The sequence below is a fragment of the Pseudomonas sp. HN2 genome (assembly GCF_020736465.1).
Taxonomy (GTDB): Bacteria; Pseudomonadota; Gammaproteobacteria; order Pseudomonadales; family Pseudomonadaceae; genus Aquipseudomonas; species Aquipseudomonas moraviensis_A.
On the sequence record NZ_CP085885.1, the window covers coordinates 371,345 to 391,102 of the forward strand.

Genomic DNA, 19,758 nt, shown 5'->3' on the forward strand with positions numbered 1-19,758 from the left:
GGGAATCCCCGGCCTGCCTGTACCAAGGTCCCCGAAACGGGTGGTGAAACGAATCACCTGTCAGAGGTATTGCAGGGGGCGTGCCAGGTTTTAATTTGTTGAAACAAAAAAGCTGATCAGAAACACGAAGGCCCCGGAGTTCGGGGCTTTCGCGTTTTTGGGAAGTGGTCTTTTCGGTGTTTCAAGGAAGGCGTGTGGCGATGCGGCTGTGCGCGATCACGGGTCATTGTGCATTGATGCGGTGCACGAAGGCCCCTCACCCTAACCCTCTCCCAGTGGGAGAGGGGACTGACCGAGTTGCCCGGTCAATTTACGCCGACCTGCAAAACCCCGCCGAACTGAGGTCTTGAAAATCATACAAATCGGCTCCCTTTCCCCCTCTCCCCTACGGGGGAGAGGGTTGTTCTGGTCAAACGATCTGGACACGGTTATAGGGTTTAGGTCATTTCTCATGCTGCCAAGGCTTCCATTGCTACCGGAGTCCGATATCCGTTGTGACTGTGCAGCCTGATCCGATTGTAATAATGGGTCAGGTAGCGCAACACATCGGTACTAGCCTCATCTTCGTTTCGGTAGCCAGCCTTGGGTATCCATTCAGATTTCAAACTGCCAAAGAAACGCTCCATCGGGGCGTTATCCCAGCAGTTTCCTCGTCGACTCATGCTTTGTTTTATGCGCATGTCCGCCAGCATTTCACGAAATACTTTACTGCTGTAATGACAGCCCTGATCCGAATGGAACATTAGGTTTTCAGGGCGTCCTCGCGACTCGAAAGCCATCTTTAACGCTCGACAGGTCAGAGCTGAATCCGGGCTTCTGGACATCGCCCAGCCGACGATACGCCGGGCATGCAGATCAAGTACAGCAGCCAGATAAACCCAGTAAGTACCGGCCCAAATGTAAGTCACGTCGCCACACCACACTCGATTGGGGACCTCGACATTGAATTTACGCTCCAAATGATTGGGGGCGTATTGCGCCTCCGCACCGCTGGGTTTGTAACGATGCCTGCGCCGTTGCTGACTCTTCAACCCGAGCTCGCGCATCAGGCTACGAGCCATGTAACGACCCACCGACTCTTTTTCGTTACATAGCGCCTTTGACAGGCTGCGCGCGCCCATTGAGCCGCGACTTTGCTCATGTAATTCAGCAGCTTTGATCTTTAGGCGATTGCGCCCGTCATCTACTTTCGCCCGCTGTTTCAGACGCTCGTAATAACTGCTGCGGTTGATTCCAAATACAACGCACAACTCGGATCTTGAATATTGCTCGCTTAACTCCTCGACCAGCCTTACCGATCGAGGGAATCCGACATCAAGAGAGCTGTAGCCTTTTTTAAAATTTCCTTCTCGCGCTCAATCCGTCGAATTGTTGCTTCCAGTTCCTGGATGCGTTGTTGGTCAACGGTCATGGCCTTGGACTTCTCAGGCGTCTTGCCGCTGCGCTCCGCACGCAGTTGCTCAACCCAGCGACGCAGAGCTGTAGGGCCCACGCCCATTGCTTCGCAGGCTTCACTCACCGAATAGTCTTTATCCAAAACCAGGCAAGCCGCATCCCGTTTGAAATCTGTCGAAAAATATCGTCTGGTCAAATCACACCTCGTCTATGGGCGTAGATTACCGCCCTTTAGGGGTGTCCAGAATCATTAAGCCAGATCAGGCTGGGGTGAGGGGGGTGGATCCTAAGTACACAACTACCCTCAAGCGAACAAGGTTTTAACCCTCATCCCCCTCATCATCATCCCCACCATCAACCTTCATCCCCAGTTCCTTGATCTTGCGCGTCAGGGTATTACGCCCCCAGCCGAGCAAAACGGCAGCATCACGACGGCGCCCGGCGGTGTGCTTCAACGCCGTCTCGATCATGATCCGCTCGAACGCCGGCACCGCGCTGTCGAGCAGGCTCGACTGGCCACGGGCCAAGGCCTGATCGGCCCACTGGCGCAGGGCCTGTTCCCAGTTAGTCACGGGCGCCGAGTCCTGCGGCAGGTTAAGCAGTTCTGGCGGCAAGTCGCTGATGTGCACTTCACGGCCGGAGGCCATGACGGTAATCCAGCGGCAGGTGTTCTCCAGTTGACGCACGTTGCCCGGCCACGGCAGGTTCTTCAGGTATTCCTCGGTCTCGCTTTTCAGCAGCTTCGGCTCGACTGCCAATTCCTGCGCGGCACGGCTGAGGAAGTGCCGGGCCAGCGTCGGGATGTCTTCACGACGATCCGACAGGCGCGGGATGTGGATACGGATCACGTTGAGGCGGTGGAACAAGTCCTCACGGAATTTGCCGGCGTGAACCAGGGTTTCCAGATTCTGGTGGGTGGCGGCGATGATGCGTACATCGACTTTGACCGGCACATGCCCGCCAACGCGATAGAACTCGCCATCGGCCAGGACACGCAACAGGCGGGTCTGGGTATCCGCCGGCATGTCGCCGATTTCATCAAGGAACAGCGTGCCGCCGTCGGCCTGCTCGAAGCGACCGCGCCGCAGGTTTGCGGCGCCGGTGAATGCGCCTTTCTCGTGACCGAACAGCTCCGATTCCATCAGATCCTTGGGAATCGCCGCCATGTTCAACGCGATGAACGGAGAAGCCGCGCGCGGGCTGTGGCGGTGCAGGGCGTGGGCAACCAGTTCTTTACCGGTACCGGATTCGCCGTTGATCAGCACGGTGATGTTGGAGTGGCTCAAGCGACCGATGGCGCGAAACACTTCCTGCATCGCCGGCGCTTCGCCGATGATTTCCGGAGTGCGGGTCAGCGCCGGCACAACTTCCAGGCCTTGCTGCTCCTGCGCATGTTGATTGGCACGCTTGACCAGCGACACCGCTTCATCGACGTCGAACGGCTTGGGCAAATACTCGAAAGCGCCGCCCTGATAGGAGGCGACAGCGCTGTCCAGATCGGAATGAGCGGTCATGATGATGACCGGCAGCCGTGGGTGCTGTTCGCGAATCCGCGCCAGCAGATCCAGGCCACTGGCACCCGGCATGCGGATATCGGAAATGATCACGTCCGGCTGCTGCCGGGCCAGACGACTCATCACGCCATCGGCGCTGTCGAAGCTCTGGGTAGTCATGCCTTCCTGCTGCAAGGCCTTTTCCAGAACCCAACGGATAGAACGGTCGTCATCGACGATCCACACGGTTTCACTACGGCTCATGTCGATGTGGCTCCTTGTTCCAGTGGCAGGAAGATCGAGAACGTGGTGTGGCCTGGATGGCTCTCACACTCGATCAGGCCCTGGTGCTGACTGATGATGTTCTGGGTAATGGCCAGGCCCAGCCCGGTACCGTCCGGGCGACCGCTGACCATCGGAAAGAAAATGGTTTCCTGCAGTTCCGCCGGGATGCCCGGACCGTTGTCGATTATCTCGATCTTGGTCACCAGACGATGGCGGATATGGCCGATGGTGAACTGGCGCATGGCGCGGGTGCGCAGGCTGATGCGGCCAAGGCGCAGTTCGTTCTGGCTGCTGATCGCCTGCATCGCGTTGCGCACGATGTTCAATACCGCCTGGATCATTTGTTCGCGGTCGATCAACACGTCGGGAATGCTCGGATCGTAGTCGCGCACCAGAGTGATGCAGCCCTGGCTTTCGGCTTCGACCAATTGGCAGACGCGTTCTAGGACTTCGTGAACGTTGCACATCGCCAGCGATGGCAATTTGTTCGAGCCGAGCATGCGATCGACCAGATTGCGCAGGCGATCGGCCTCTTCGATGATCACATTGGTGTAGTCACGCAGGCTTTCTTCCGGCAGCTCGCGGGCCAGCAACTGTGCTGCACCGCGAATGCCACCGAGGGGATTCTTGATCTCGTGGGCGAGGCCGCGCACCAGCATCTTGCTGGTTTCCTGTTTGGACAGCTGCGCCTCTTCCTTGGTAATCCGCAGCAGGCGATCGCGCGGGTGGACTTCAAGCAGTAGCAGGGTCGCGCCGTTGCTGAGGATCGGTGTGACCGCGTAATCCACAGTCAGGGTCTGGCCGGTGAGGGCGGTGAGCATCGCTTCGCGTTTGGTGAAGGGATGCGCCTGCTCGACCGCCTGTCGCAGGGAATTGAGCGCCTCGGGGGATTCGGTGAACAGCTCGCTGATGAACTGGCCGTGACTGCGTTGACCGCTGACGGCCAGTAGCATCTCCGCCGCCGGGTTCATGTACTCCAGGCGCAGTTCGGCGTCGAGCAGGATGGTCGCCGTGGTCAGGTTGTCGAGCAGCAAACGGTGGATAGCGTCGCTTATGGTCATCTGGACCCCTTTTGGAGCAAGGCGTGCGCGAGAACAAAGCGCTGATAACAGGAAAATGCAAAAACCAAACCAAGGCTCCGAAAAGAAGCGTTTAAGCCCTGAAACAGGCGTTTGACGCGCGTTTGTATGGCACGAAGCCAGCTCAAACGGGAAGTTTCGAACCAAAATGGGTTGAGTGGTGGGCAGGATGCAGTTTAGTGCACCAATAGAGTGCGCATTGCGGATGGGCGTTAAAAGAAGCGCAAAAACGGATTTTTTGGTTCTTCAGGTTTGTCCTTGAGCGGGCATTCCGGGCGGGCGCCGTAGTCGTCGGCGACGCAGGGTTTGATCTGGCGTTTCTGCGCCAGGGAAATGCGCAGCATGTGAAACGGCTGATTGGCGGTGCGCTCCACGGTACGCCCGGCGGCGTCGAGAATCTCGATTGAAAGGCTGTGGCTGCCGCGATCGATATTACTCAGGGCAAATACCGGACTGACGCCGGGCTCGCCCGTGGCCTTGCCATCGAGCAGCAGGCGATAACGATGGCCGCTTTGCAGGCCGGGCTCGCTGGTGACGCTGACGATCAGCTCGCCGGCGCTGCTGCGCAAAGTAGCGTCGGGCTCCGGGATCAGAATGCGCAGCATGTCGTAATGAAAGGGCGGTGGTTCGGCGGATTTTTTCGCCGTGGTGATCGGCGCGGCGGTGCTGGCAGGGACGGCCATGCGATTGCTGGTTGCGATGGGTACACGCTTGGCATTGGCCCGGGGCTGGTCGGTGTAGACGCGATTGCCCTGTGCGTCGACATAGGTAAAGACCTCAGCCGACGCGGGCAGCGCCATCAGCACCAGGATGAGTATCAGTGCTGCGCGGATCATGGCGTGTGCACGCGTTGCACGGTGAAGACGGCTGGCGGGCTCTGCTGGATGACGGTCTGGCCGTCGATCACTTGCACGGCCAGGCGATGCTCGCCGCGATCGATGTTGACGAGTTGCAGAACCGGCACGTTGCTCGGCTGGCCATAGGGTTGATCGTCCAGCACCAGTCTCAGTTGATGCGGCGGTTGCAGGCGCGGTTTGATCAATACGTTGACCGTGAAGGTGCCATTGTTGGCGCGCAGGGCCTCGTCAGTGGGCAGGCCGGCGAGCTCAAGGATTTCGTAAGCGTTGCGCGGAGGCTGGCGCTCATCGGGACCGGGTGCTTGCGGAGCGCTCGGTGCTTGCGGTTCGACCCGATTGAGGGGCGGCAGGTCGACCGGTTGCGCCTGCACGCCGTCCGGCGGCTGGTTGCTGTATGCGGTGTTGCCGTTGGCGTCGGTGTACTTGTAGATCTGCGCAGCGGCGGGCAGGGCGATCAGCAGCAGAATGTAGAGAAACGTGCGACCCATGAATTCGACCGGGGTTGGAAACTGTGGGTAGCAGCATAGGACAGGTGAGGCGGTTGGCCCAGCCCGGTCTCACCCTAACCCTCTCCCAGAGGGAGAGGGAACCGACCTTGTTGTTTGCATGAGTTACAGCGACCTGAAATTCCCCTGTGAACTCAGGTTTTGAAGAGCATGAAGATCAGTTCCTTCTCCCTCTGGGAGAGGGTTAGGGTGAGGGGGCTTTTGATCTGCAATGAAAAAAGGCCTCCCGAAGGAGGCCTCTTTTGTCACGCCGCTTTGCGCAGCGCTACCGGATCAGCAGCTGTAGTACAGCTCATATTCCAGTGGGTGTACGAAGGTGCGAACCTTGATTTCTTCTTCCGATTTCAGCGCGATGTAGGCGTCGATGAAGTCGTCGGAGAACACGCCGCCCTTGGTCAGGAACGCGCGGCCCTTGTCCAGCTCTTCCAGGGCTTCTTTCAGGCTGCCGCAAACCTGTGGAATCTCTTTCGCCTCTTCAGGCGGCAGGTCGTACAGGTTCTTGTCGGCGGCATCGCCTGGGTGGATCTTGTTCTGGATACCGTCCAGACCGGCCATCAGCAGGGCTGCGAAAGCCAGGTACGGGTTGGCGGCCGGATCCGGGAAGCGCGCTTCGATACGGCGGGCTTTCGGGCTCGACACGTAAGGAATGCGGATCGAAGCGGAACGGTTGCGCGCCGAGTAGGCCAGCATTACCGGCGCTTCGAAGCCTGGTACCAGACGCTTGTAGGAGTTGGTCGCCGGGTTGGTGAAGCCGTTCAGGGCCTTACCGTGCTTGATGATCCCGCCGATGAAGTACAGAGCGGTGTCGGACAGGCCGGCATAGCCTTCGCCTGCGAAGGTGTTCTTGCCGTCTTTCCAGATCGACATGTGTACGTGCATGCCCGAACCGTTGTCGCCGTACAGTGGCTTCGGCATGAAGGTCGCGGTGCGGCCGTAAGCGTCGGCCACGTTGTGCACAACGTATTTCAGGGTTTGAACTTCGTCGGCCTTCTTCACCAGGGTGTTGAACTTGACGCCGATTTCGTTCTGGCCGGCAGTTGCCACTTCGTGGTGGTGAACTTCAACCGACTGACCCATTTCTTCCAGTGCGTTGCACATGGCGGTACGGATTTCGTGGTCGTGGTCGAACGGTGGAACCGGGAAGTAGCCGCCTTTCACGCCTGGACGGTGACCCTTGTTGCCGCCTTCGATGTCCTGGTCGGACATCCACGAACCTTGCTCGGAGTAGATCTTGAACATCGAGCCGGAGATGTCCGACTTGAATTTCACCGAGTCGAAGATGAAGAATTCTGGCTCTGGACCGGCGAATACGGTGTCACCGATACCGGTGGCTTTCAGGTGCTCTTCGGCGCGCTTGGCGATCGCACGTGGGTCGCGATCGTAGCCCTGCATGCTCGAAGGTTCGATGATGTCGCACACCAGAATCAGGGTTGGGTCTTCGGTGAACGGATCGAGTACGGCCGTTTCGTCGACCGGCATCAGGATCATGTCGGAGGCTTCGATGCCTTTCCAGCCGGAGATGGAGGAACCGTCGAACATCTTGCCGACTTCGAAGAAGTCGTCATCCAGCGCATCGCGAGCCGGCATGGTCACGTGGTGCTGAGTGCCTTTGGTGTCCGTGAAGCGCAGATCAATCCACTTGACGTCATGATCTTTGATGAGTTGAACCGACTTCGACATAGTGTCCTCCGGGTGAATTAGGGCGGGTAGTGGATGCCCTTAATAATGGTGATGCCGGCGCGAATACTCTGCCAAGGCAACCTGCCTCACAAGGGAGCAAATTGCATGCCAGTGCCCCAGCATGGGTTTTTTGCCCCAAATTCACGCTTATTAAGGTGCGCGAGCTACTGAATCGACAAATCTCGCCCCGTAATGTTGCGTTTGAATTCAGAAATGACCTGTTTTGGTGCGCGCAAAACCTTCTGCACATTAACTGGTTAAACCTTGAGCAATTTCCGCTATAATCCGCGCCCCCCTTTTTCGGCTGGCCGTTCGCGCGCTGTTTTCATGAAACTTATCGTAAAAGTCTTCCCCGAGATCACCATCAAAAGCCGACCTGTCCGGACGAAATTCATCCGCCAGTTGGCCAAGAACATCCGCACCGTGCTCCGTGACCTGGACCCGGCCGTGGTGGTGAACGGTGTGTGGGACAATCTCGAGCTGGAAACCCGCGTCACCGACCCCAAAGCCTTGAAAGAGATGGGCGAACGCCTGACCTGCATGCCGGGCATCGCGCACTTTCTGCAGATCGACGAGTACCCGCTGGGCGACTTCGACGACATCACCGAAAAGTGCAAACAGCACTACGGCGATGCGCTGGCCGGGAAGATTTTCTCGGTGCGCTGCAAGCGCGCGGGCAAGCATGCGTTCAGCTCGATGGACGTCGAAAAATACGTCGGCAGCAAGCTGCGTCGTGAGTGCGGTGCCGCCGGAATCGACCTGAAAGCGCCAGAAATCGAAGTTCGTATCGAAGTTCGCGACAAACGGTTGTTCGTGATTCACAGCCAGCACAACGGCATCGGCGGTTACCCGCTCGGTGCGCTGGAGCAGACGCTGGTGTTGATGTCCGGCGGCTTCGATTCGACCGTGGCGGCTTACCAGATCATGCGCCGCGGCCTGATGGCGCATTTCTGCTTCTTCAATCTCGGCGGGCGTGCCCACGAATTGGGCGTGATGGAAGTCGCGCACTTCATCTGGAAGAAGTACGGCAGCTCGCAACGCGTGCTATTTGTCAGTGTGCCGTTCGAGGAAGTGCTGGGCGAAATTCTCGGCAAAGTCGATAACAGTCATATGGGCGTGGTTTTGAAGCGTATGATGTTGCGCGCCTCGTCCGAGATCGCCGAACGCCTGCACATCGATGCGCTGGTGACCGGTGAAGCGATCTCCCAGGTGTCGAGCCAGACGCTGCCGAACCTGTCGGTGATCGACTGCGTGACTGACAAGCTGGTGCTGCGGCCGCTGATCGTCGCGCACAAGCAGGACATCATCGATACCGCCAACGAGATCGGCACCGCCGATTTCGCCCGGCACATGCCGGAATACTGCGGCGTGATTTCGGTCAACCCGAAGACCGCCGCCAAGCGTGGCCGGGTTGAGCACGAAGAGAAAGAATTCGACATGGCGGTGCTCGAGCGTGCGCTCGCCAACGCCAAACTGGTGCCGATCGATCGGGTGATCGACGAATTGGGCCAGGATTTGCAGATTGAAGAAGTCAGCGAAGCGCTGGCCGGTCAGATCGTGATCGACATCCGCCACCCGGATGCCGCCGAGGATGACCCGCTGGAACTCGCCGGCATAGAGGTACAGACGATGCCGTTCTATGCAGTGAACGCACGTTTCAAGGAACTGGACCCTACTCGCCAGTACCTGCTGTATTGCGACAAAGGCGTGATGAGTCGCCTGCATGCCCACCATTTGCTCAGTGAGGGGCATGCCAATGTGCGCGTTTATCGACCGAGCTAAGTGCCCGGGGCTGTTTGCCTGTGGCCTGCGTCACCGGCCCCCCGACACCGCCGTCAAGCTGTAACGGCCATGCCGGACACTACTGCTAATCGCTGCCATGACTTGTCAGCAAACCGAATCCTCTGATCGAGATACACAAGTGATCGAAAATCTACGCAACATCGCCATCATTGCCCACGTTGACCACGGTAAAACCACCCTGGTAGACAAACTCCTGCGTCAATCCGGCACTCTGGAGCGCAACGAGCTCAACGACGAGCGCGTGATGGACTCCAACGACCAGGAAAAAGAGCGCGGTATTACCATTCTGGCGAAGAACACCGCCATCAACTGGAACGGCTACCACATCAACATCGTGGACACCCCGGGCCACGCCGACTTCGGCGGCGAAGTTGAACGCGTAATGTCGATGGTCGACTCCGTTCTGCTGCTGGTTGACGCTCAAGACGGCCCTATGCCGCAAACCCGCTTCGTGACCAAGAAGGCTTTCGAAGCCGGCCTGCGTCCAATCGTGGTGATCAACAAGGTTGACCGTCCAGGCGCGCGTCCGGACTGGGTTCTGGACCAGATCTTCGACCTGTTCGACAACCTCGGTGCTACCGAAGAACAACTGGACTTCCAGGTTGTTTACGCTTCGGCCCTGAACGGCATTGCCGGTCTGGACCACACCGCCATGGCGGAAGACATGACTCCGCTGTACCAGGCGGTAGTCGACCACGTTCCGCCTCCGGCCGTTGACCGTGACGGTCCGTTCCAGATGCAGATCTCCGCGCTGGATTACAACAGCTTCCTGGGTGTTATCGGTGTTGGCCGTATCGCTCGCGGTCGCGTCAAGCCGAACACTCCGGTTGTCGCTATCAGCGCCGACGGCAAGCGCCGCAACGGTCGTATCCTGAAGCTGATGGGTCACCACGGTCTGCACCGCATTGACGTTGACGAAGCAGCAGCCGGCGACATCGTTTGCATCAGCGGCTTCGACGAGCTGTTCATCTCCGACACTCTGTGCGATATCAACACCGTCGAGGCGATGAAGCCGCTGACCGTTGACGAGCCAACCGTTTCCATGACCTTCCAGGTCAACGACTCGCCATTCTGCGGTAAAGAAGGCAAGTTCGTGACTTCCCGTAACATCAAGGATCGTCTGGACAAAGAGCTGCTGTACAACGTTGCACTGCGCGTTGAAGAAGGCGACTCGGCTGACAAGTTCAAGGTTTCCGGCCGTGGTGAGCTGCACCTCTCGGTACTGATCGAAACCATGCGTCGCGAAGGCTTCGAGCTGGCCCTGGGCCGCCCGGAAGTGATCATCCGTGAAGTTGACGGCGTGAAGCAGGAACCGTTCGAAAACGTCACCATCGACATCCCTGAAGAATCGCAGGGCAAGGTCATGGAAGAGATGGGTCTGCGTAAGGGCGACCTGAGCAACATGGTGCCGGATGGCAAGGGCCGTGTTCGTCTGGAATACAACATCCCTGCTCGCGGTCTGATCGGTTTCCGTAACCAGTTCCTGACCCTGACCAACGGTGCTGGCATCCTGACCTCGATCTTCGACCGTTACGCTCCAGTGAAGTCGGGCCACATGTCCGGCCGTCAGAACGGCGTTCTGGTTTCGGTTGAAACCGGCAAGGCTCTGACCTACTCGCTGGAAACCCTGCAGGCTCGTGGCAAGCTGTTCGTAGAACACGGCCAGGAGATCTACAACGGTCAGATCGTTGGTCAGAACAGCCGCGACAACGACCTGGGTGTCAACCCAACCAAAGGCAAGAAGCTCGACAACATGCGTGCTTCGGGTAAAGACGAAACCATCGCTCTGGTCCCACCTGTTCGCTTCACACTGGAACAGGCTCTGGAGTACATCCAGGAAGACGAGCTGTGCGAAGTCACGCCTAAGTCGATCCGTCTTCGCAAGAAGATCCTCGACGAAAGCGAGCGTACCCGCGCTGCCAAGAAAGCCAAGGCGTAATTCAGCCCTGGAATAGAAAACGCCCCCGGTCGCGAGACCGGGGGCGTTTTTGTTTGTCCGGGATCAAAAGCCCCTCACCCTCACCCTCTCCCAGAGGGAGAGGGGACTGATTGGGGCATGCCCAGGAGATGCATCGACCTGAGCGAATTCTGCCGAATCCAGAATCGATTTGGCGGGCTTCACCGAATCCATAATCGACTGGTTTTTTCAGGTCGGTGTATGGCGCCAGACACCTCGGTCGGCTCCCTCTCCCTCTGGGAGAGGGCTGGGGTGAGGGTTTGCTGTTAAAACTTCTCAATCGCTCGGGAATTCTGCACTCGCTCGACTTCCTTCGGCTTGTAAGCGCAATACCCCGGCCGCGGGCCGATTTTCGGGTGGTTGCGGCAGGTGTCCGGGCGCTTGTCATAAATGGTGCACAGGCGGCTTTTACGATCGAGGTAATAGCAGTCGTTGTTGCTCATGCGCTGCAGGGTGAAGATCCCCGACTTCTGATTGAAGCGTTCGACCAGACCTTCCTTTTGCAGACGCTTGGCGATGTTCTTCGGCGGATCGCCCAGTTCGAACTCGTCGACCACACCGATGCGCACCAGATCCTTGATCTTGACCTCGACCGGCAGCGTGCAGCAGCTGGACATGCACGAGCCACACATCGGCGCAGAGTATTTGGCCCACGTATCGAGACGATCAATCTCGGCGGCGGCGATCAGGTTGGGCTTCATCATCGGGAGTTACCAGGGGTGTGTGCATCAGGGCGCGCGATCATACCGGGAGCGGTGGAATTTTGAACAACCTTTCGCCGGATATTTTCACCGCGATCGCATTTTGCCCGACAGGACGGCACGGCCCCTGCATTCATTGGCCCATCCGCCAAGGTTATGTCGCACCGGCGCACAGTCCGGGCAAATACTGCCGAACCAGAGCCGTAACCGCCGGTCAGACCGTCTAGGCTCAGAAATTTCCCGCTCGCTCGAGGTCCTGTTGATGACTCAAGAACCACTAGTTCGCGAAGCAGAGGTGGCCGCATTCCGCGACGCCGTCCTGACCAAACTCACCTATGCCGTGGGCAAAGACCCCGATCACGCCTTCGACCATGACTGGTTCGAAGCCATCGCCCTGGCGGCGCGTGATCACATGGTCGAACACTGGATGGACCACACCCGGCAGATCTACCGCAAAGGCCAGAAGCGCGTTTATTACCTCTCGCTGGAATTCCTGATCGGCCGCCTGCTCTACGACAGTCTGAGCAACCTCGGCCTGCTCGACGTCGCCCGTGAAGCGCTGACCGAACTGGGCGTCGACCTGGAGCGCATCCGCCTGCTGGAGCCCGACGCGGCGCTTGGTAACGGCGGCCTCGGTCGTCTGGCGGCGTGCTTCATGGAAAGCATGTCGACCCTCGGCATCGCCGGCCATGGCTATGGCATTCGTTATGAGCACGGCTTGTTCCGTCAGGCGATTGTCGATGGCTGGCAACAGGAACAGACCGAACACTGGCTGGATTTCGGCAACCCATGGGAGTTCGAACGGCCGGAAGTGGTGTACCCGATCGGTTTCGGCGGCAGCGTCGAAACCGTCACCGACGCCAACGGCAAAACCCGTCAGGTCTGGTCGCCGGCGGAAACCGTGCGTGCGATTGCCTACGACACACCAGTGGTCGGCTGGCGCGGGGCGAGCGTCAACACCCTGCGTCTGTGGCGTGCCCGCGCCATGGAAGATCTGCACCTGGAACGCTTCAACGCCGGTGACCACTTGGGCGCCGTGGCGGAAGTGGCCCGCGCCGAAAGTATCTCCCGTGTCCTCTACCCGGCAGATAGCACCGAAGCCGGCCAAGAGCTGCGTCTGCGCCAGGAATATTTCTTCGTTGCCGCTTCGCTGCAGGATCTGCTGCGCCGTCACCGCAACATGCACAGCTCGGTGCTGACCCTCGGTGATCACGCGGCGATCCAGCTCAACGACACTCACCCGTCGATCGCGGTGGCCGAACTGATGCGCCAACTGGTCGATGTCTACGACGTCGCATGGGACGCGGCGTGGCAAGTCACCGTCGATACTCTGTCGTACACCAACCACACGCTGCTGCCCGAAGCGCTGGAAACCTGGCCGGTCGGCCTGATGGAACGCATGCTGCCGCGGCACATGCAGATCATCTATCTGATCAACGCCCAGCACATCGACTCGCTGCGGGCCAAGGGCATTCACGACTTCGACGTATTGCGCGCCGTGTCGCTGATCGAAGAAGACAACGGCCGGCGGGTGCGCATGGGCAACCTCGCGTTCCTCGGTTCGCACAGCGTCAACGGCGTGTCCGGTCTGCATACGCAGCTGATGCGCAAAACCGTGTTCGCCGAACTGCACAAGCTCTATCCGGAGCGGATCAACAACAAAACCAACGGTATTACCTTCCGCCGCTGGCTGTATCAGGCCAACCCGGAACTGACCTCGATGCTGGTCGATGCCCTCGGCCCGGACGTGCTCGACCATCCCGAGGAGCGCCTGCTCGACCTTGAACCGTTCGCCGAGAAAACCGCGTTCCGCAAAGCCTTCGCCGAGCAGCGCTTGCACAGCAAGAAGGCGCTGGCCTATCTGATTCACGAGCGCCTGGGGATCGCAGTCAACCCGGCGGCGATGTTCGACGTGCAGGTCAAACGTATTCACGAATACAAACGCCAGTTGCTCAACCTGCTGCACACCGTGGCGCTGTACCAGGCGATTCGTGCCGAGCCGGAAGTCGACTGGGTGCCACGGGTGAAAATCTTCGCCGGTAAAGCGGCGGCGAGTTATCACCAGGCCAAACTGATCATCAAACTGACCAACGACATCGCTCGGGTGGTGAACAACGACCCGACCGTGCGCGGGCTGCTGAAAGTGGTGTTCCTACCCAACTACAACGTCAGCCTGGCCGAAAGCATCATCCCGGCGGCGGACTTGTCCGAGCAGATTTCCACCGCCGGTTTCGAGGCGTCGGGCACCAGTAACATGAAGTTCGGCCTCAACGGCGCGCTGACCATCGGCACCCTCGACGGTGCCAACGTGGAAATGTGCGAGCGCATCGGTGCCGAGCACATGTTCATCTTCGGCCTCAGCGCGCAACAGGTTGAAGCGCGCAAGCAGAACCACGAGTTCAGCGCCGTGCCCGACATCGCCGCCTCGCATCGGTTGAACGATGTGCTGCAAGCGATTCGCAGCGGTGTGTTCTCGCCGGATGACACCTCGCGTTACACCGGCCTGATCGACTCGTTGATCGACTATGACCGCTTCCTCGTCTGCGCCGACTTCGACTCCTACTGGGAAGCGCAGAAGCGCGTCGATGCGCACTGGCATGACTCGCAGAACTGGTGGCGCTCGGCGGTGCTCAACACCTCGCGGATGGGCTGGTTCTCCTCGGACCGGACGATTCGCGAGTACGCCACGGATATCTGGAAAGCTTTGGAGTAACTTTCCCCGACAAATCTGCGCAAGGCCCGACGTTTGTTGGGCCGGATCGATATACTGAGCGCCGGTTACAAGGCATCAATCACCGCCGTACCCTGTGGGAGCGAGCCTGCTCGCGAAGCGATCGTCGACTTAAACAGAAATGTTGGCTGACAATCCGCCTTCGCGAGCAGGCTCGCTCCCACGCGGTTTGTGCCTAGACTGAAGCCATCGCCGGACTCGCCTCGCCTCGGGGCTGCTTAGGGATATCGACCATGCAATGGATGTTCATGTTGATCGGGCTGGTGCTCGGTGGACTGTTTGACGAGTCATTCAGTGGCGCGCTGTTGGGGGCGCTGCTGGGGCTGGTCATCGGCCAGACGCTACGCATTGCACGCCTTGGCGCGCAGGCGGCGGAGCAGCAGCGCCAACTCGAACAGGTGCGCGAAGCCTTGCAGGGCGTTGCTCAGCGGCTGTTTGTGCTGGAGGGCTCGCCCTCGCATGCGCCAACCCCGCCACCTGAAGTCGAGCCGGTCGCCGAACGCGTCGACGTGGCTGAGCAGGCCGCCCCGACCCCTGAGCTGATCTGGGAGCTGCCTCCCGAGCTCGAACCGATCCCAGCCGCCGCCCGCGAAACCAGTCAGCCGCTACCGGCCGATGTCTGGCGCGCCGAGCCGGCGCCTGCTGCCTCTCCACAACAACCAGCCGAACCCCGTGGCCCTAACCTGATCGAGCGCGGCATCAGCGCGGCGCGCAACTGGCTGTTCGGCGGCAATACCGTGCTGCGCGTCGGCGTGGTGCTGCTGTTTTTCGGTCTGGCGTTTTTGCTGCGTTACGCCACCGAAGGCATGGTGGTACCGATCGAGTTGCGTTACGCCGGTGTCGCGGCAGCGGCATTGGCCCTGCTGGCGCTGGGCTGGTGGCTGCGCCGGCGCAACAGCCACTATGCGTTGATGTTGCAAGGCACCGGGATCGCGGTGTTGTACCTGACGGTGTTTGCGGCGATGCGTCTGCATCCGTTGCTCGATCCCTCCGCCGCACTCGGCCTGCTGGTGGTCGTCACGGTGTTCTCGGCGATTCTGGCGATCACTCAGGATGCGCTGGGGCTGGCGGCAGCGGCGGCACTCGGCGGTTTCGCCGCGCCGATTCTGACGTCTACCGGCGAAGGCAATCACGTCGCGCTGTTCAGCTATTTCGCCTTGCTCAATGCCGGCATTCTCGCCATCGCCTGGTTCAAGGCCTGGCGCCTGCTCAACCTGATCGGCTTCGTCGGCACCTTCGGCATCGGTTTCGCCTGGGGCCTGCGTTCATACACCCCGGAACTGCTATGGAGCACCGAGCCGTTCCTGATTTTGTTTTTCCTCATGTACCTCGCCATTGGCCTGCTGTTCGCCCGGCGCAAATTGCGCGAGATGGCGGATGCCCCGGCGGATGCTGACCGTGAGGCGTTGCTGCAGTGGTCGGCACGCAAGGGCGATTACGTCGACGGAACGATGCTGTTCGGCCCGCCGATCATTGGCTTTGGTTTGCAGTTCGCGCTGGTCCAGCACCTCGAATTTGCCGCGGCTTTCAGCGCGTTGGCGCTGGGCATGATCTATATGGCGCTGGCCAGAGTGCTGATGGGCGGGCGGGCGATGCTGCTCGGTGAAACCTGCCTGGCCCTGGGGGTGATTTTTGCCAGCCTGGCGATTCCGCTGGGGCTCGATGCACGCTGGACGTCAGCGGCGTGGGCCGTCGAAGGCGCGGGGATTTTCTGGCTGGGGTTGCGTCAGCATCGACCGTTCGCCCGGGTTTTTGCGCTGTTGCTGCAACTGGGTTCGGCGTTGGCGTTTCTCGGTCAATTGCAGCTCGGCGAGAGCAGTCTGCTCGACGGCGCACCGCTGGGCGCGCTGATGCTCGGGATTGCGTTGCTGTTCAGCTTCCATCAATTGCGCAAAGCCACGCCGGAGCAAAGTTCGCCGTGGGAGCGCCAAGGTCTTCCGCTGCTGGCTTGTCTGGGCCTGACGTTCCTTTATCTGCTGGCACCGTTGTTCCTGTTCATCCAGGGCACGGCGATCAGTTGGGCCTTGGCCGGGTTGGCGACATTATTTGTCGGGCTGCGGATTCAATCGCGCACGTTCCTGTTTACCGCGTTCGCCGTGCAGTTGCTGGGCGGCGCGTTGTTCCTGTTGCGGCTGCAAGGCGCCGGTGAAGATTCGGCGGCGGTATTGAGCGCGGGCTGGAGTGGTTTGCTCAGTGCGTCCTTGATCGGTCTGGCGTTGATCGCCGGCATGCTCCTGGCCGCGCGGGATGAAATGGTGCGCGCCGATGTGCGCCTGCTGCGTGGCTTGTCGGTGGTGCTGCTGGCCGGGCTGGTGCTGATCAATCTGGCGGTGCTCTTTGTCTTGCCGTGGCAGACCGCGAGTGCGGTGTGGGCGGCCAGCGGCTTGCTGATCATCTGGCTGAGCCTGTACCTGCAACAGCGTCTGAGTTTCGTCTTCGGGTTGCTGTTGCAGGTGATCGGCGGCGCCGCGTTTTTGCTCGCCGGTCCGGAATTGCTCGGGCCATTGTCCAGCGAAGGCCTGCGGCCTCTGGGCCATGGCGGCTTCTGGACGCCGCTGGTGCTCGGGCTGGCGGCACTGATCGGCGCGTGGCGCCTGCAACTGGGCAACCCTGCCAGTGCTTTCGATGCGTTGAGTTTGCAACGCTTGTCGCAAGTGCTGCTGGTCTGGGGCGCCGCGTGGTGGGCGCTGGCGTGGATCAGCGAAGTGCTGCGGTTTGCTTCGCCGAATCTGCAGGGCACGTTGTTGCTGTTGGTGGCGGCGATCAGTGTGGCGCTGTGGACGCTGTTGTCGTTGCGTCTGAGATGGCCGGCGCTGGGGTTGCTCTGCACCTTGCTGATTCCGGCGGCGGCGCTGGTCTTGCTCGGTGCGTGGCATGCGCGTTATCACCCGGCCGCCGACTTCGGTTGGCTGGCGTGGCCGCTGCTGTTCGCGGTGCATTTCTTCAGCCTGCGCCGCCTGGCGTCGATGTTGCCGGCGCGTGCGTTGAGCGCGGCCCATGTGCTGGGTTGCTGGCTGCTGATCGGCGTGCTGGCGCTGGAGTTGCGTTACGGCCTGCTGCTGATGTCCGAGCAATACAATGCCTGGCGCTGGCTGGGCTGGGCGATTCTGCCGAGCGTTTATCTGTTGCTGATGGCGGCACCGCGCGACTGGCCGTGGCCGGTCGCCGCGTTCACCCGCGAGTACCGCTTGTATGCGGCGGCACCGTTGGCGGTGCTGATGCTGGCGTGGTTCTGGCTGGCCAATGGCGTCAGCGATGGCAATCCCGAACCGTTGCCCTACGTGCCGCTGCTCAACCCATTGGAGTTGGGTCTGCTGTTTGCGTTGTTCGGTGTTTATGTCTGGTCGCGCAGCGCCGTTACGCAGTTGTCGGTCCGCCAGGATTACGCCGACCACGCCACGCAACTGATCGCCGGGGTCTCGCTGTTCGCTTTCTGTACCGCGCTGGTCACTCGCGCTGCGCATCACTGGGCCGGCATTCCGTTCGAGCTTGATCAACTGCTCGCTTCGATGCTGGTGCAGGCCGGTCTGTCGATCGTCTGGACGTTGATGGCGCTGGGGCTGATGATCGGCGGCCATCTGCGCCATCGCCGCGAAGTGTGGCTGATCGGCGCAGCCCTGATTGCGCTGGTGGTGGCCAAACTGATTTTTGTCGAACTGAGCAACCGTGGCGGCCTCGCCCGGATCGTCTCGTTTATCGGTGTTGGCGTGTTGCTGCTGGTGGTCGGCTACTTTGCACCGCTGCCGCCCAAACGCGTCGAGGCTGAACCGGCGGCGGACAAACCCGTGCCGGAAACCGAAGGAGTTGCATCTTGAGTCGCATGCTGAATCTGGGGTGGTTGGCGCTGGGCGTGGTGATGGTGGCCGGCGCTCAGGAAAAACCGGCGGACTTCGCCTCGCAGGTGCCATTGTCGGTGAGTGGCAACGGCCCGTGGTATCGCCTCGACCTGCCGCTGAGCGCGCAATTGCAGGCGCGCCAGACCGATCTCAGCGACCTGCGCGTATTCAACGCTGCCGGCGAAGCGCAGGCTTACGCTTTGGCTCGCGAGTCGGCGCAGACCCGCGACGACGGCAAGTTGCACGAGGTCAAGTGGTTCCCGCTGTACAACGCCGCCGACGCCAGCGAGCGTGCGCCGAATGTGCGCGTGCAGTCGACCACCAACGGCACGCTGGTGGAAGTGCAGCCGTCCTCGCAACTGGAAGCGGGCGAAGAAGTGCTGCGCGGCTGGTTGCTCGATGCCAGCGCGATCAAGGCGCCGTTGCAGCAACTCATCCTCGACTGGACCAGCGAACGCGACGGTTTCCAGCGTTTCAGCATCGAGGCCAGCGACGATCTACAGCACTGGCAATCCTGGGGCGAGGGCCAGGTGGCACGCCTGACCTTTTCCGATGAGCGCATCGAACAGCACGAAGTAACCCTTCCGCGACAGACTGCGCGCTATGTGCGCCTGCTGTGGGAGTCGCCGGGCTCGGCACCGATCCTCACCTCGGCGCAACTGAAAAGCAGCGACCCGCGCAACCTGCCGCTGCCCTTGGTCTGGTCGCCAAACGTGGCCGGCAGCAGCGCCAAATCAGGGGAATACAGCTGGCAGCTGCCGATGGGGCTGAATGTGGAGCGGGTGCAGGTGGAGCTGAAACAGCCGAACAGCCTGGCGCCGGTCACGTTGGCTGGCCGGCGCGAAAGCAACTTGCCCTGGCAGACAATCAGCAGTGGCTTGCTGTATCGCCTGACCCAGAACAATCAGGACGTGGTGCAGAACGAAATCGCGCTTTCCGGGCAGACCGTGCAGCAACTCAAGCTGATCGTGGATGAGCGCGGCGGCGGTCTGGGTGAGCAGGCGCCGGACCTGAAATATGCGGTGCGCGCCACGCAGGTGATTTTCCTCGCCCGGGGCGAAGGGCCGTATAGCCTGGCGCTGGGCAACTCCAATGTGAGAGCGGCGAACCTGCCGCTGGCAACGCTTATTCCGGATTTCAAACCGCAGATGCTGGCCACGCTGGGCAAGGCCACGGTGCAAGACGAGGCGCTGGTTACGCAGACCTCGACGGCGACGACGGCTGCGGTGGCCGGGACCAACTGGAAGAAGATCGGCTTGTGGGCGGTGTTGCTGCTCAGCGTGGTGTTTCTCGGGGCGATGGCGTTCAGCCTGTTGCGCAAGCCCCCGACCAGCACCTGACAAGGCGGATGCTGCGCATCCGATCGCGAGCAGGCTCACTCCTACAATGGACCGCATTTCCCCTGTAGGAGTGAGCCTGCTCGCGATAGCGGTCT

The 19,758-nt window shown here is 60.4% G+C and carries 12 protein-coding genes; 5 read left to right on the forward strand and 7 right to left on the reverse strand.

Annotation, left to right across the window (positions count from 1 at the left end; genetic code table 11):
• Positions 1-449 precede the first annotated feature (449 nt).
• The 6 genes from LIS66_RS01655 to glnA form a co-directional block, all read right to left on the reverse strand.
• A protein-coding gene (locus LIS66_RS01655; protein WP_371919907.1) for an IS3 family transposase occupies positions 450-1,591 on the reverse strand; the annotation gives its coding sequence in 2 pieces (ribosomal slippage) (positions 450-1,330 and positions 1,330-1,591; 1,143 coding nt in all).
• A 124-nt stretch (positions 1,592-1,715) separates the two neighbouring features.
• The gene (gene ntrC, locus LIS66_RS01660) at positions 1,716-3,152 is read right to left on the reverse strand and encodes a nitrogen regulation protein NR(I) (RefSeq protein WP_065615412.1); all 1,437 of its coding nucleotides are present in this window, start codon (positions 3,150-3,152) and stop codon (positions 1,716-1,718) included.
• The gene (gene glnL / locus LIS66_RS01665) at positions 3,149-4,234 is read right to left on the reverse strand and encodes a nitrogen regulation protein NR(II) (protein WP_039756599.1); all 1,086 of its coding nucleotides are present in this window, start codon (positions 4,232-4,234) and stop codon (positions 3,149-3,151) included. Before glnL ends, ntrC begins: the two co-directional genes overlap by 4 nt.
• Before the next feature lie 230 nt (positions 4,235-4,464).
• Positions 4,465-5,088 (reverse strand): DUF4124 domain-containing protein, encoded by a 624-nt coding sequence (locus tag LIS66_RS01670; protein WP_227973480.1) that lies wholly within the window; start codon positions 5,086-5,088, stop codon positions 4,465-4,467.
• Positions 5,085-5,597, reverse strand: a complete 513-nt coding sequence (locus LIS66_RS01675) for a DUF4124 domain-containing protein (protein WP_227973481.1) — start codon at positions 5,595-5,597, stop codon at positions 5,085-5,087. The genes LIS66_RS01670 and LIS66_RS01675 overlap by 4 nt, the downstream gene beginning before the upstream one ends.
• 291 nt (positions 5,598-5,888) lie before the next feature.
• The gene (glnA, locus tag LIS66_RS01680) at positions 5,889-7,295 is read right to left on the reverse strand and encodes a type I glutamate--ammonia ligase (protein WP_016772104.1); all 1,407 of its coding nucleotides are present in this window, start codon (positions 7,293-7,295) and stop codon (positions 5,889-5,891) included.
• A 327-nt stretch (positions 7,296-7,622) separates the two neighbouring features.
• Here glnA and thiI point away from each other — a divergent pair, with 327 nt between their 5' ends.
• Positions 7,623-9,077 carry a tRNA uracil 4-sulfurtransferase ThiI gene (gene thiI / locus LIS66_RS01685; protein ID WP_042608651.1) on the forward strand — a complete coding sequence of 485 codons (1,455 nt, stop codon included), beginning with the start codon at positions 7,623-7,625 and terminating at the stop codon, positions 9,075-9,077.
• 139 nt (positions 9,078-9,216) lie between these two features.
• Positions 9,217-11,037, forward strand: a complete 1,821-nt coding sequence (gene typA / locus LIS66_RS01690; protein WP_016772102.1) for a translational GTPase TypA — start codon at positions 9,217-9,219, stop codon at positions 11,035-11,037.
• 284 nt (positions 11,038-11,321) lie between these two features.
• On the opposite strand, the gene LIS66_RS01695 is transcribed toward typA, so the two are convergent.
• On the reverse strand, positions 11,322-11,759 hold the full coding sequence (locus tag LIS66_RS01695; protein WP_042608652.1) for a YkgJ family cysteine cluster protein: 438 nt from the start codon (positions 11,757-11,759) through the stop codon (positions 11,322-11,324).
• A gap of 259 nt (positions 11,760-12,018) precedes the next feature.
• On the opposite strand from LIS66_RS01695, the gene LIS66_RS01700 reads away from it, so the two are divergent.
• From LIS66_RS01700 to LIS66_RS01710, 3 genes are all read left to right on the forward strand, one after another.
• Positions 12,019-14,469, forward strand: coding sequence for a glycogen/starch/alpha-glucan phosphorylase (locus tag LIS66_RS01700; RefSeq protein ID WP_042608653.1), 2,451 nt, complete (start codon positions 12,019-12,021; stop codon positions 14,467-14,469).
• A gap of 251 nt (positions 14,470-14,720) precedes the next feature.
• The gene (locus LIS66_RS01705; RefSeq protein WP_227973482.1) at positions 14,721-18,302 is read left to right on the forward strand and encodes a DUF2339 domain-containing protein; all 3,582 of its coding nucleotides are present in this window, start codon (positions 14,721-14,723) and stop codon (positions 18,300-18,302) included.
• Positions 18,299-19,663, forward strand: coding sequence for a DUF3999 domain-containing protein (locus LIS66_RS01710; RefSeq protein WP_227973483.1), 1,365 nt, complete (start codon positions 18,299-18,301; stop codon positions 19,661-19,663). Before LIS66_RS01705 ends, LIS66_RS01710 begins: the two co-directional genes overlap by 4 nt.
• Positions 19,664-19,758: the final 95 nt, after the last annotated feature.

Bases quoted from the DNA above. Each gene is read 5' to 3' on its own strand.
- ntrC (WP_065615412.1), bottom strand. From the start codon at position 3,152: ATGAGCCGTAGTGAAACCGTGTGGATCGTCGATGACGACCGTTCTATC.
- glnL (WP_039756599.1), bottom strand. From the start codon at position 4,234: ATGACCATAAGCGACGCTATCCACCGTTTGCTGCTCGACAACCTGACC.
- LIS66_RS01670 (WP_227973480.1), bottom strand. From the start codon at position 5,088: ATGATCCGCGCAGCACTGATACTCATCCTGGTGCTGATGGCGCTGCCC.
- LIS66_RS01675 (WP_227973481.1), bottom strand. From the start codon at position 5,597: ATGGGTCGCACGTTTCTCTACATTCTGCTGCTGATCGCCCTGCCCGCC.
- glnA (WP_016772104.1), bottom strand. From the start codon at position 7,295: ATGTCGAAGTCGGTTCAACTCATCAAAGATCATGACGTCAAGTGGATT.
- thiI (WP_042608651.1), top strand. From the start codon at position 7,623: ATGAAACTTATCGTAAAAGTCTTCCCCGAGATCACCATCAAAAGCCGA.
- LIS66_RS01695 (WP_042608652.1), bottom strand. From the start codon at position 11,759: ATGATGAAGCCCAACCTGATCGCCGCCGCCGAGATTGATCGTCTCGAT.
- LIS66_RS01700 (WP_042608653.1), top strand. From the start codon at position 12,019: ATGACTCAAGAACCACTAGTTCGCGAAGCAGAGGTGGCCGCATTCCGC.
- LIS66_RS01705 (WP_227973482.1), top strand. From the start codon at position 14,721: ATGCAATGGATGTTCATGTTGATCGGGCTGGTGCTCGGTGGACTGTTT.